A 14,099-nucleotide genomic window follows, 5' to 3' on the forward strand; every position below is an offset into this window, starting at 1 on the left:
TGGAGTTAAGAAGGTAGTTGATTTAAAGATCAATAACAGTTGCGCCACTGCCACCGGCATCCAGAGCAGCGACCTCCAACTTCTTCACAAAGCGGTTAGTTTCTAAATAAGCAGTCAAGCCTGCACGCAAGGCGCCTGTGCCCTTGCCATGAATAATGCGCAGCTGACCAATGCCTGCAATAAGGGCATCATCAATAGCCTTATCTACCACAGGAATCGCTTCGTCCAAGGTCATACCGCGTACATCGATTTCTTGACGGGCACTGCTGCTTTTCGCCACAAACATTTGGTGAGCGTAGTTAGCGGCAGCATTTTTCGTAAAGCCTTTACGCTTTTTCGGCTCGGCAGAAGTGGATGCAGGCTGCGCTTTAGTCAGCAGACATTTTCCTGCAGGCACATTCATTTTCAGAATACCAACTTGCACCGTAACTTCGTTGCCTTTAACATCGGTAATCACACCATTCTTACCTAAAGAAACTACAAAAACATTCAGTCCCTTTTTAGCAGTTTGGGCGGTCAAAGGCGCACCCTCCGGCAAAGGAGCATCTTCACTTAAAGTCTTGTTCAACTTCTTGCGTGCTTCCTCCGCCTTTTGTGCCAGCATTTTGGTGTCATAATCCGCTTTCATAGCACGTAGCTCTTTGAGTACGGCTTCAGATTCGCGACGGCTGCGGCGATAGATTTCGTCCGCCTGCTCCCGTGCTTTGCGAAGCATTTCGTTTTTGCGACGTTCGAACTCCGCTTTAGAATAAGACAAGGAGTTACGCAGCTGTTCTGCTTCGCGACGCAACTGCTCGATTTCCGCACTGCCGCTTTCGTAACGGCGGCGCTCGCTATCCAACTCCTGCAGCACGTTTTCCATGTGCACATGTTCTTGGTTGAGCAGCTCGCCAGCCTGCTTGATAATATCTTCTGCCAAGCCTAGTCGACGGCTGATATTGAAAGCGTTACTGCTGCCCGGTACACCCATGAGCAAACGATAGGTAGGACGCAGGGAAACGGGATCAAATTCTACGCTGGCATTTTCCATACCCTCGTGTCCGTAAGCGAAGGTCTTCAATTCGCTGTAGTGAGTTGTCACCATGGTCAGCACTTTCTGCTCGTGTAAATGCTCCAGCATGGACATAGCCAAAGCTGCACCTTCGTTGGGGTCCGTACCTGCGCAGATTTCGTCAATAAGCACCAAATCGCCACTTTTAACTTCATTCAATATGCTAATTAAATTAGTCATGTGGGCGGAGAAGGTACTCAAAGACTGCTCGATGCTCTGTTCGTCACCAATATCGGCGTAAACTGCGCGGAATACAGGCAGTTTAGCGCTCAGAGCAGGAATAAACATACCTGTCTGTGCCATGAGAGCGAAAATACCTACAGCCTTCAAGGCTACGGTTTTACCACCGGTGTTAGGACCGGTAATCAGCAGCATGGTAAACTTGTCGCCTAACTGCACGTCCAATGGCACTACGCTATCCTTGTTCAGCAAGGGATGGCGCCCTTGGTGGATTTCCACGCTGCTGCCCAAAACCATCATGGGTCGTACTGCGTGCTGTTCCTGCGCCAACAAGGCTTTGGCACAGATTACATCAAGCTTGGTAAATATTTCTAATGTAGCTAGAATACCATTGGCATCAGCGCCCACGTTTTGGGTAAGCGTGCGTAGGATGCGCTCCACTTCTTCCCTTTCCTCCGCTACGTAGCGCTTAATATCATTGTTCAAATTGACAACAGCCAAAGGCTCGATAAACAAGGTTGCGCCTGTGCCGGATTGGTCATGGACGATGCCAGGGAAGTTCATTTTATATTCCTGCTTAATAGGAATTACATAACGGTCACCACGCATGGTAACCAAATTATCTTGGAAATACTTTTGGTTATTAGGGTCATGGAGAATGCTGTCCAGCTTGTCCTTTACCCTGTTTTTAGCGATTTGGATGGCGGTACGCAGACCGTTCAGCTTGGGAGAAGCACTGTCCTTGATTTCACCATGATCATCAATAGCGCTTTCAATCTGCTTTTCCAATCGGCCGAACTGCTGCATATAATTAGCGTACTCCGCCAATGCAGGCGCCATTTCGTTATTGTCCGCTACGAAATCCTTCATAGCACGTAGCGCCTGCAAAGTTGTCAGCACGTGGAGCAGTTCCTCAGGCTCCAGCACACTGCCTAGCTCAGCCCGTTTGACGTCAGCCGTAATATTATAGGCACCGCCAAAAGGAAAACGCTTGCCTTCGTCAAGAATCCGCAGTGCTTCCGCAGTTTCCTGCTGCAGCAGCTTGACCTTGCCAAAATCGCTTTCTATCTGCAGACCTGTCACCATCTGCTTGCCTAGGAAGGTAGCAGCCTTGGAGGCCAACATATTTTTTACTTTATCAAATTCCAGTGTTTTGATGGCAAATCGAGCCATTTTACATCACACCCCGATAATAATGTCCACGGGTAGTACCCGGTAAGTTTTCCGGTGCCTCCACTGCCCCGCCCAAAACTTTGCGGTACAATGTTACCAGTTCGCCAATACGCGCTTCGTCATAAATACGTGCGTCAATACGCAGGCTAGCTACACCGATTTCTGCCATGTGCTGCACATTAGCCACCATGGAAAGTTCATGGGCGTTCAAGACGTGCATCTTGCAGAATTGGTCCGTTGCAATGGGGAAACGTGCGTCCTTGCGGTCGCCCAAGAAAAGCTGCTCGCGACAGTTGAACTTGCAGGCGCCTTTATGCAGATCGCCTAAGAAACTACCACCAACGCAGTATTCGGAAACCATCATTTCCAAACGGCCTTGAATCATGCACTCCAAAGACAGCGGACTAACGGAAGCCAACTGCTCTACCTGGGTCATGGTCAGCTCCGGACTCAGCACAGCGCCACAAGCGCCCTGTTCCTGCCAGAACTGTAAGGTTTGGCTGTTGAAGATGTTCAGGGACATATCTGCTACTAAAGGCAGCCCTTGGTGTTTCTTCGCCAACGGCCACAGACCATTGTTGTTAATATATACGTAGTTAGGCTGCAATTGCTCCCACAAAGCAAAGAGTTTATCAAAATAGCCAAGCTGTGCTTCTTTGATAATACGGGGAGTAGCAAAAGCTACCTCCCTGCCTGCTTTGCGGCACATTTCCGCAACCTTAGCATAATCATCATTGGTGGGCAGCACATGGTTATAGCAATCACCGCCGAAGAGGATACGCTCTGCACCTGCCTGCAGTGCAGCGTTAACCTTGGCAACGCTGTCGCAATGAACAGTCAGCTTGCAATCCACAGGTTGGCGTTTATGGGCTGCAGGAGTGAGTTTTTCTGTATAGCTATGCACCTTGGTACGCGCAGGAGCGAAAGCTTCCAAGCGCGCTGCATCCAGTGCTTCGCAAGCCATACGGCGTGCCTCGTTCATTTCGCTCATGGGCACCATCACATTCTCGTCATGCTCAAAAGTAAGGCTGTTCAAGAAATATTCCGTAGTGCCAAGGCGGTCAAGCTGCTTGCGTACACCTGCTTCATCCAAAGGACGTTTGCGTGCTTCCTCAACGATAAAGTTAGTTTCGCCGTAGCCCACGTTGCCTTCGTCATCAGTGAGCACTACGGTCATGGGCTGACCTAGTTTGGCAGTGACAACAGCATCCACAGGAATACGGTGTTTAGCTTCCGGGCCGAAGAATTGGCCTGCATACGCCATCAAACAGCTGTCTAAAGTACGGAAGACACGGTCGTTAAAACGCACACCATTGGGAACATCAATAGTTACCTGCTGTCCCGGTTGGGCGCTGGAAACGCTTTGACCATTGCAAAGCATCTCGGTCAAAGTGGTGCCTACACGTCCGCCGACGCTGACCCAAAACTCCAAGCCATCGCCTAAGTGCAGTTCTTTATCCAGTTTAATTACAGCTTTGTTATGCTGTTTATCAATCTTAGTTACACGGCCTACCAAAACACCGCGGTTATTGGGACGACGGTCGCTCATCATTTCCCTACCGGGGCGGTTCACCATGTAGGCAGTGGTAAAGTCGCGGTTGAAGATTTGCTCGATATTCGCCAAATCTGCTGCCGGAACCTTGTAGTCCCCTGCCAAATAGCTGTCGATAGCGCGACGATAAGCATCAACAACTACTGCCACGTATTCCGGACGTTTCATGCGACCTTCAATCTTATAGCTGACTACGCCTGCATCAATCAGCTGAGGCAGAATCTGCAGAGTATTCATATCCTTAGGACTCAGCAAATATTGGCCTGCATCCTTGCCTTCCAACATATTTTCATCCTTGGAGTTAAGCAGGCTATAGGGCAAGCGGCAGGGCTGAGCGCAACGGCCACGGTTGCCGCTGCGACCGCCAATAAGGCTGCTCATCAAACACTGGCCGCTGTAGCATACGCATAATGCGCCGTGGATAAAGGTTTCAATTTCACTACCGCGGGAGCAGGCTGCTTCTATTTCCTTCAAGGAAAGTTCGCGCGCCAAAACACTGCGCTCCATACCTGCAGCAGTAGCAAAGTCTACACCGCTGCTATTGGTAATGGTCATCTGGGTGCTGGCGTGCAAAGGCAGCTCCGGTACGATTTTGCGAGCCAGGCGGATAATGCCCAAATCTTGCACAATAATACCATCCACGCCCACGTTGCTCAGGAACATCAGATAGCTTGCCAATTCCGGTAATTCGCTGTCATCCACCAAAGTGTTAACTGTAATATAGATACGTACACGGTGCATGTGGGCGAAGTACACGGCCTTAGCCATTTCTTCTTCATCAAAATTGCTGGCGTACGCACGGGCGCCAAAAGCTTTACCGCCCATATAAACGGCATCTGCACCGGCGTTAACCGCTGCTTCCAAAGCTTCCCAACTACCTGCTGGAGCCAACAGTTCAATCTTTTCGTTTCTCATTTTCTTTTACCTTTCGCGGACTGCTGCCAGCAGCTTGTCGTAGCGCTCTTGCAGCTCATATAAATCAGCGGCCAGATCCAACGCTGCCCACACAGCCAGCTTTTCTTTGTTCTGGACGTTTTTTTCCGTTGCCAGTTTCTGCATACGTTCATCCACATTCTGCGCTATCTTTAACACCTTCGCAGGCGCTGCGGAAGTACGCAGCACGTATGTTTCATTACAAATTTGTACATTTACAGCTTCTTTTGCCATAGGATCTCCTTATTCTGCTACCTGTACGGTAAAGGTGATGCTTTGCAGGCTGATGCGTTCCCAAGCGCGCTTGTATTCCAGCTTAACCTGGTGGGTACCGGGCTGCTGCACAGCAAGAAAAAGGATTTCCGTACCGGGAGTACCCACTCTTGCTTCTTCCGCTCTGGGGATAGTAAAGGAACTGCCCACCTTTTGTACGGCCGCATCAGCATTAACGCTCCAGCCATAACCTGTGGAAGGATTAGAGTCCAACTTCAAAGCCAGCAAGCCACCTTTAGGCATAACTAAAGTTTTGCCATTAGCTGCAGCAGTAAGCTTTGCTACCTGCATAATACGTCCTGCTTCACCAATACGCATATTTTTCAGTACCTTGCTATAGGGTACGCAAGTATCATAAGCAGCATATTTTTTATGATGAATGTATAAGCCTTCTTCGCCAAAGAGGACGTTTTCATAATCCCCTAGGGCAGCCTGTACTTCTTCATTATCTACAAAGAAATCAGTTACCGTAAACTCCCTGCCCGTGGTCAAGTCAATGTTCAAGCCTTTATAGGCAAGCTTATTGCCATTGCGTGCTTCCAGCAGCAGGCTCACAAGGCTGGGACGGTTGAGCATCACCTTATAGGTAACATTGCCACCGCCTACCTCTTTAGCTAAATCCGTAGCAGTAGTACGGATAAGGGCATTGGCAAGCTTTTCCATTTCGGTACTGTTGCTGCCGTCAATATAAGGTAGTACAGCCTGCGCCTTGGCAACTGTAGCTTGTTCCTGCAAAACAGTAGTCTGTTGGTCCGCATAAACAGGCAGCGCCAACATGGCAAGGATTAATGTTGTCAGTAGGGTTTTCATAATTTTACCTCAAGCTTCCCTATTTACCATAAGGAAGTTCAATTACATTGCTTTAATATACTCTACAGCTTTGTGCAGACGTTCCAAAGTACGTTCCTTGCCCAGCAGTACCATTACATCAAACATACCGGGGGAAACAGTACGTCCGGTCAAAGCCAAACGAGTGGGATGAATTACTTTGCCCAAGGCTAAATTATTATCAGCAGCGATTTTATTATAGGCAGCTTCGGTAGAAGCCAAATCGTAAACATCATCTGCTTCAATAGCCACAATGCATTGCTCCAACAGAGCTACGCTTTCCGGTTTGAAATGTTTAGCAACGCCCTTTTCGTCATAGGAAGTAACGTCTTGGAAGAAGTAAGAGGAAGCGTCAGCAACTTCTTGCAAAGTCTTTACGCGGACACGCACTACATCTACCAATTTAGCAAAGTATTCTGCATGGGTATCGAACCATGCTTCATCTACAAAACCATCTTTAATAAAGAAGGGCTTAACTTCCGGCAGAATTTTTTCCAAAGGCAGTTCGGACAGATATTGGCCGTTCATCCAAGTCAGCTTCTTGGTATCGTAGATAGCAGCTTTTTTGGACATCTGCTCCAGTTGGAACAGCTTAACAGTTTCTTCCAAGGTGAACAGTTCGCGCTCATCCCCGGGACCCCAGCCCAGCAAAGTCAGATAGTTGACAATAGCTTCTGCCAGATAGCCTTGGCTACGGAATTCTTCTACAGAAGTTGCACCATGGCGTTTGCTCAGTTTGGAACGGTCAGGTGCCAAAATCATGGACATATGGCCGAATTTAGGCGGTTCCCAACCAAAGGCTTCATAAACCAGCAATTGCTTCGGAGTGTTGGACAAATGCTCTTCTGCACGCAGAACGTGGGTCATGCCCATCAGATGGTCATCAATGCAGACAGCGAAATTATAGGTAGGAATGCCATTGGATTTCATGATAACGAAGTCATCAAATTGATCCATATTGAAGGTAACATCGCCATGAATCAAATCATGGACGGTAATGGAGCCTTCGGCAGGAATCTTCAAGCGCACGGAATATTTAGCGCCGCTAGCGATGCGCGTTTCCACTTCTTCCTTGCTCAAATCGCGGCAGGTACGCGCATAACGGAAGGGTTGTTTAGCAGCACGTTGTTTTTCGCGGGCTGCTTCCAAAACTTCGGGAGTGCAGAAACAGTAGTAGGCTTTGCCTTCTGCCACCAGTTGGTCAACATATTTCTTGTAAATATCAAAGCGTTGGGATTGGTAATAGGGACCGTAGTCACCGCCAACTTCGGGGCCTTCATCCCAAGTAATACCCAACCATTTCAGGCTGGTAAGGATTTGGCTTACACTGTCCTCCTTCAAGCGTTCAATATCAGTATCTTCAATGCGCAGAATCAGTTTGCCACCCATTTTGTGAGCAAACAGCCAGTTAAACAATGCAGTACGGGCACCGCCAATATGTAAATAGCCAGTAGGACTGGGCGCAAATCTTACTCTAACTTCGGACATTGTATCGTCTCCTTAAAAAATAAAATAGTGTATCAATTTATTATACCGCTTACAGGCGTAAAGTGCAATTATGTGCACATATATTCACAAAGTTTTCTCCGCTAAGATACAAAAACCCGCCCTAACTTACGTCAGGGCGGGTAATTTTTTATTCTACGGTTACGCTCTTAGCCAGGTTACGCGGTTTATCAACATCGCAGCCACGGGTCAAAGCAGCGTAGTAAGCAAGGAGCTGCAAGGGCAGTACTGCCAGCAGCGGTGCCAAATATTTGTCAGTCTTAGGAATATAAATTACATGGTCAGCATATTTCTTCAGGGATTCGTCGCCTTCGAAACCAATAGCGATTACTACAGCTTCGCGAGCTTTAACTTCCTGCAGATTGCTTACAGTCTTATCATAGACATCCATTTGGGTTGCCAAAACGATTACAGGCACGCCGGAAACAATCAAAGCCAAAGTGCCGTGTTTCAATTCGCCTGCAGCGTAAGCTTCTGCATGGATGTAGGAAATTTCCTTCAGCTTCAAGGCGCCTTCCAATGCTACTGCATAGTCCAAGCTTCTGCCAAGGAAGAAAGCATCTTCACTGCTACCGTACTCACGAGCGAAAACTTTGATTTGGTCAACGTTTTCCAGCATTTGGTGAATTTGTTCAGGAATCAAGCCCAAGCCTTCAACCAAAGCTTCTGCCTTTTCTGCAGCCAAGGTGTTGCGGAGACGGCCCACATAAATAGCCAGCATCAGCATAGCCAGCAATTGGGTGGTGTATGCCTTGGTGGAAGCAACAGCAATTTCAGGACCTGCGTAGGTGTATACTACTTGGTCTGCTTCGCGGGCAATGGAGCTGCCAACAACGTTGGTTACAGCCAAAGTACGGCTACCTAAGCGCTTAGCTTCGCGGAGTGCTGCCAAAGTATCGCTGGTTTCACCACTTTGGCTGATAACGATGGTCAAGCTATTGCCATCAACCAAAGGATTGCGATAACGGAACTCGCTGGCAATGTCTACTTCAACGGGTACACGTGCCAATTGTTCCAAATAATATTTACCAACAATGCCTGCATGGTAAGCAGTACCGCAAGCAACGATAAAGATCTTGTTAATATCGCCCATTTCTTCCGGAGTCCAGTTGAGCTCGGGGAAACCAATTGCTTTTGCGGCTGCATCTACACGACCGGTCATGGTATCGCGCATTGCTTTAGGCTGTTCGTAAATTTCTTTCAGCATGAAATGCTCGAAACCGCCTTTTTCTGCAGCTTCAGCGTTCCAGTTAACTTCGAAAACTTTCTTGCTAATGGGGGTGCCGTTGATATCCTGTACCCAAACGCCATCAGCAGTTACAGTAGCAATTTCACCGTCGCTCATAATAAAGGTGCGGCGGGTATGGTTGATGATAGCAGGAATATCGGAAGCGATGAAGTTTTCACCGTCGCCCAGGCCGATAACCAACGGATTATCCTTCTTGGTGCAGATAATCTTGTCCTGCTCTGCTTCACACATAAATACCAAGCTATAAGAACCTTTGATCATCCGCAGAACAGCCTTAACGGTTTCTTCAAAGTCACCATTGTATTGGTCTGCCATCAAATGAGCTACTACTTCAGTATCAGTTTCAGAAACAAATACATGGCCTTTAGCAATCAGTTGTTCCTTCAAAGTCAAATAGTTTTCGATAATACCATTGTGTACTACAACGAATTTACCGGTAGGATCAGTATGGGGATGAGCATTACGGTCAGACGGACGACCATGAGTTGCCCAACGGGTATGGCCGATGCCCATAGTGCCTACAGGCATATTACCGGTCAATTTTTGACGGAGAGCATCAAGACGGCCCACACATTTATCTACACGAATTTGTCCTTTTTCCATAACTGCAATACCGGCGGAGTCATAACCACGGTATTCCAGCTTGCTCATGCCATCGAGCAAAAAGGGAGCAGCTTGGTTGCTGCCAATATAACCAACGATACCACACATATTAGTATCCTCCTAGAATAGTATTTTGCCATTCTGTTGCGGAAATTTTCCCTCCCCCGTTACCGAGGGGCTTTGTATCCAGCTTGCGGCCTACAGCCGGCCGTGAGGCATCCGCTGACTAATCGATAACCTCATTCCTCGTCCACCGCCATAGCGGTGCATGCGCTCTATCACTTATCTGCATCTAAGCATACGATATGCCGCGCAGGCTGGCTAGCCCCCGCGGCACCTCTTTGTGACTATGTTAATTTTACAATATAATTGTATTAAAAGCAAGAAAATTTAAGACTTATAGCTATATACGCGCCCATTCAGAGACTTTTTCACAACTTGTTTACAAAGCCAAAGAATGAATATTCACGCTATAACCGCTCACACCCTCCTGCTTTGGCAGATAGCTTGCAGATTATAACCGCGGCAATCCAGATAATTACGGGTTGCGCCACTGATTACCAAAGGCACTTTGCGTAAATCTCGGGGAGCACGGCAGCCTAAAAGCAGCATGTAGTTCTTTAAATCCTCTGCTAAATCTTCCACGTAGGCAACAGCTGCGTCCACGCCTTCTTCCACTACTTTTCGCAGGATGGGCCCAGTAATCCCCACTGCATCCGCACCTAAAGCGAAGGCTTTAGCAATGTCGCCCCCACTACGAACACCACCACTAGCAAGGAGGAAAGCATCACTTGGCAAAGCTTCGCAGCCATCTAACAGTGTCCAAACAGTTGGCAAACCCCAAGCAGCAAAATCTGCACTTAAAGTATTTCCTTGTCTTGCAGTTTCAATGGCAGGGAAATTAGTACCGCCGGCACCGGCGCAGTCAAAATAAGTAAAGCCTGATGCCAGCAGTTCTGCGTACTGCGCTTCAGCAATACCGCAGCCTGTCTCCTTGGCAATGACAGGTACACCTAGCGCCTCACGAATCCGCACCATGTTCGCCAATAGGCCTGCGTAATCCTTATCCCCTTCGGCCATCCAGAGCTCTTGGGCTGCGTTCAAATGCAGTTCCAAAGCGTCAGCCTGCAGCATAGCAACTGCAGCCTGCGCCTGCTCCGGCGTTGCTAAAGCGCTGAGATTGCCCAGCACCAAGCCATGGGGATGTTCTTCCCTCACTACAGTATAGCTGCCAAAGGATACGCAGTCGCGGACGGCACCGTACTGGGAGCCTACAGCCATACCCATACCGCAACGCTCAGCAACCTGCGCCAGTTTGCGGTTGATTTCCGTTACGGCATCAGTTCCACCGGTAATGGCATCAATGAAAAAAGGCAAACGTAACCGTTTGCCTAAAATTTCCGCAGATAAATCAATGTCTGCCGGATTAAGTTCCGGCAGACAATTGTGTATAAAGCGCAGATCTGCAAAATGGGTATCAGCGGGACCATCACCAAGCTGTAGGGCATATTTAATATGTTCTAGCTTACGTTGTGCTCGCTGCATCCTGAAAACCTCTTATTTCTCCAGGCCTTCCAGTTGATCAGCCATGCTTTGTTTCAGAGAAGAATTCTTTTTGCCCATGTAGGAACGATATTCATTCTTTTCAGCATCGCGTTTAACTTTGGAAATGCTCAGGCCGATTTTCTTGCTGTCCAGATCCATTTTAATGATTTCAGCTTTAACTACTTGGCCCAGTTCCAGAGCGTCAGCAGGTTGAGCAATGCGTTCTTGAGCGATTTCGGAGATGTGAACCAAACCTTCTACTTTGTCGCTCAGTTTAACGATAGCGCCGAAGGGCAGGAAGCGAACTACTTCTACGTCAATGATATCGCCAACATGGAATTTGCCAGCTTCTACTTTCCAAGGATCTTCTTGGGTAGCTTTGATGGACAGAGCAACGCGTTTGTTTTCGCGGTCGATTTTCTTAACCAGAACGGTTACTTCGTCGCCTTCTTGAGCTGCTTCAGCAGGTTTTACATTACGATCCCAGCTCAGTTCGGTTTGGTGAACCAGGCCAACCAGACCTTCGCCAACTTCTACGAACAGACCGAAATCAGCAACTTTAACTACTTTACCGGGAACTACTTGGCCTTCTTCTACAGAATTGTAAGCAGCCTCTTCAGCAGCAGCACGTGCTTCTTTACGAGCAGCGATTTGAGCTTCTTTTTGTTCTCTCCAAGCTTTTGCTTTAGCTTCTTTTTCAGCTTTCAGCAGGTCGCGGCGGGAAACAACGATGCGTTTCTTTTCCAGGTCAACTTCGATGATTTCAGCTTGCAGTTCTTGACCGATGTAGGGAGTGAAGTCTTCTACACGGCGCAGTTCTACATGGCTAGCGGGCATGAAGCCTTCAACGCCTTCAACTGCAACAGCCAAACCAACGATGTTTTTAGCTTTGTTTTTGATGATGCGGATAACTTTAACAGTTGCCGGGCGTTTTTCGCCTTCGGGCAGTTCTGCAACATTTTTCCAAGCTGCATCGCGTTCAGCTTTAACTTTGGACAGACGAACGAAATCGCTCTTGGTGCTGCCGGGGATAACTTTTGCTTCAACTTCATCGCCAACCTTAATGGTAGCCATCAGTTCTTCAGCGGATACAGCCGGGTTCCATTCGGCATAAGTGATTAAGCCATCATGTCTATATCCAAAAGATACGTATACGCCATCTTTATCCAATTGAATAACGGTACCGTTAACAATTTTGCCCGGATATACCTCTACCTCCATACTTTCGTTGAGCATGCTTTCAAAATCCATGTTTTCCATTGCTATAATAGCCTCCTTAATTAAACGGTCCGGAGTTGATGCTCCTGCCGTGATTCCTATTTTATGACAACCTCTTAGCATATCGCTAGACAGTTCGTCTGCAGTTTCGATATGATACGTATGGCGGCAATGCTTCTGCACCAGTTCCGCCAGATGACGAGTGTTCGCGCTATTCCTACCGCCAATCACCACAACCGCATCGGCTTCCTGCGCCAGCTTGACAGCGGCGTTCTGCCTTTGGGATGTCGCTAAGCAGATAGTACGCTCTACCCGGTATTCTCCCGGACGTTGCTTCTGCATTTCTGCCAATATATCTTCGAATTTCTGCAGCTCAAAAGTGGTCTGGATAACAACTCCATAGCGCTCCTGCTGCGGTATACAAGAGATATCTTCTATATATTCGACACAAATAGCGTTTTTTCCTGCCCATTTTAAAATACTTTTTACTTCAGGATGATTTTTTTCACCAACAATCACAGGAAAATAGCCATCGGCCGCTGCCTGAGCCGCTTTTTTCTGGGCTAGGCGGACATTGGGACAAGTTGCATCCATAATTTGCAGCCCCATTTTTTCTGCTTGCGCATAAATCTCCGGGCCTACACCATGGGAACGGATAATCACTGTTTCCCCGGGAGCAAATTCTGCAAGGCTTTCCCTGCAGGCAATACCTTGGGATGCAAGTTCGCCGATCAGCTGAGGATTGTGAATCAAGGGACCCAATGTTCCCCCTTGCACATGGTCCGCAGCCGCTTGGCGCGCCATTTCTACGGCACGCTTCACACCGTAGCAAAAGCCACAGTGGTCGGCAACTGTAATTTCCATCATATATTCTCCCCCTTTTGCAGTTTGGCGATGTGCTCCATAAGCTCCGTCGTCATCTGCTGGAGAAACTCTTTATTGACAACCGCATCGGCAGGAAACGGAATCGGTTTGCCGAAACGGACTGTTACCTTGGGCCAAATCCTGCCCTGACGCTTGTAATCCGTGCCGATTACGCAGCAGGGAGTAATCGTAGCCTGAGCCTTGCTGGCCATCATTAAAGCACCGGGTTCAGCCTTACCCAGCTTACCGGTCTTGCTACGGGTACCTTCCGGAAAGATTGCCAAAACCTGTCCGCTTTGGAGGATTTCGATACCGTGCTTGATAGCTGCACGGTCCGCACCACCGCGGCGAACGGGGAAGGCGCCCAGAATCCTATATAAATCACCTAAAATGGGAACAAACAACTCCTGCTTAGCCATAAAATGTACCTTGCGGGTAGCTGCAGTACCAATTACAGGCGGATCAAGCAAGCTTAAATGGTTGCTGGCAATTACCAGCGGACCATCCTTGGGAATATTTTCCGCGCCCTCTACCCGCAACCGCAGGAAGATGTTAAATAAGAAGCGCAGAATAAATTTAGCAATTGCGTAAATCATTGTGCTCTCTCCTGAACCAGCTGCATAATCTTTTCGGTTACTTGGTTGATATCCATATCAGAAGTATCCAAAAGCAGCGCGTCCTCTGCCTGGCGCAGGGGGCTGATAGCACGCTCGCTGTCCTGCTTGTCGCGGCTGGCGATGTCTTTTTGCAGCTGCTCCAAGTCAACCTGCTCGCCTTTAGCCACAAGCTCCTTATAACGGCGCATTGCCCGCTCCTCTACGGAAGCAGTGAGAAAAATCTTTAATTGGGCATTGGGGAAAACCACTGTACCAATGTCACGGCCGTCCATAAGTACGCCGCCGCTTTCACCCATACGGCGTTGCTGGTCAACCATAGCCTCGCGGACAGCGCCAATAGCTGCCACCTTGGAAACAATAGCAGTTACTTCGGTGCTACGGATAGCATCCGTAACTTCTACTCCATCCACAAAAACACGGTTTACCTTTGCCTCCGGGCGGAACTCGATAACCATAGTTTGGGAAAGACCGCTAATAAAGTCTTCATCGAAAGCCTTGCCCGTTTGC

The 14,099-nt window shown here is 48.3% G+C and carries 10 protein-coding genes; all 10 read right to left on the reverse strand.

From position 1 onward, the window contains the following. Window positions 1-22: 22 nt before the first annotated feature. Complete coding sequence (locus ACJMM4_RS04260; RefSeq protein ID WP_405383230.1) at window positions 23-2,404, reverse strand: endonuclease MutS2; 2,382 nt, start codon at window positions 2,402-2,404, stop codon at window positions 23-25. A gap of 1 nt (window position 2,405) precedes the next feature. Further along, window positions 2,406-4,871, reverse strand: a complete 2,466-nt coding sequence (locus ACJMM4_RS04265; RefSeq protein WP_405380080.1) for a DUF3656 domain-containing protein — start codon at window positions 4,869-4,871, stop codon at window positions 2,406-2,408. Window positions 4,872-4,877: 6 nt separating this feature from the next. Then, window positions 4,878-5,123, reverse strand: coding sequence for a cell division protein ZapA (locus ACJMM4_RS04270; protein WP_405380082.1), 246 nt, complete (start codon window positions 5,121-5,123; stop codon window positions 4,878-4,880). Between the two features lie 9 nt (window positions 5,124-5,132). Next, window positions 5,133-5,972, reverse strand: coding sequence for a protease inhibitor I42 family protein (locus ACJMM4_RS04275; RefSeq protein WP_405380084.1), 840 nt, complete (start codon window positions 5,970-5,972; stop codon window positions 5,133-5,135). A gap of 42 nt (window positions 5,973-6,014) precedes the next feature. After that, window positions 6,015-7,478, reverse strand: a complete 1,464-nt coding sequence (gene gltX / locus ACJMM4_RS04280; RefSeq protein ID WP_405383232.1) for a glutamate--tRNA ligase — start codon at window positions 7,476-7,478, stop codon at window positions 6,015-6,017. Window positions 7,479-7,626: 148 nt separating this feature from the next. Further along, window positions 7,627-9,456 (reverse strand): glutamine--fructose-6-phosphate transaminase (isomerizing), encoded by a 1,830-nt coding sequence (glmS, locus tag ACJMM4_RS04285; RefSeq protein WP_405380088.1) that lies wholly within the window; start codon window positions 9,454-9,456, stop codon window positions 7,627-7,629. Window positions 9,457-9,828: 372 nt separating this feature from the next. Beyond that, the gene (gene fni, locus ACJMM4_RS04290; protein ID WP_405380090.1) at window positions 9,829-10,893 is read right to left on the reverse strand and encodes a type 2 isopentenyl-diphosphate Delta-isomerase; all 1,065 of its coding nucleotides are present in this window, start codon (window positions 10,891-10,893) and stop codon (window positions 9,829-9,831) included. Window positions 10,894-10,905: 12 nt separating this feature from the next. Beyond that, window positions 10,906-12,978 (reverse strand): 4-hydroxy-3-methylbut-2-enyl diphosphate reductase, encoded by a 2,073-nt coding sequence (ispH, locus tag ACJMM4_RS04295; protein ID WP_405380092.1) that lies wholly within the window; start codon window positions 12,976-12,978, stop codon window positions 10,906-10,908. Beyond that, window positions 12,975-13,571 carry a lysophospholipid acyltransferase family protein gene (locus ACJMM4_RS04300; RefSeq protein ID WP_405380094.1) on the reverse strand — a complete coding sequence of 199 codons (597 nt, stop codon included), beginning with the start codon at window positions 13,569-13,571 and terminating at the stop codon, window positions 12,975-12,977. Before ACJMM4_RS04300 ends, ispH begins: the two co-directional genes overlap by 4 nt. Then, a partial coding sequence (gene cmk / locus ACJMM4_RS04305; RefSeq protein WP_405383234.1) for a (d)CMP kinase occupies window positions 13,568-14,099 on the reverse strand: 532 nt, incomplete at its 5' end. The genes ACJMM4_RS04300 and cmk, both read right to left, overlap by 4 nt.

Origin of the sequence: Phascolarctobacterium sp., assembly GCF_045124115.1 — a bacterium.
In the GTDB taxonomy this organism is placed as follows: domain Bacteria; phylum Bacillota; class Negativicutes; order Acidaminococcales; family Acidaminococcaceae; genus Phascolarctobacterium_A.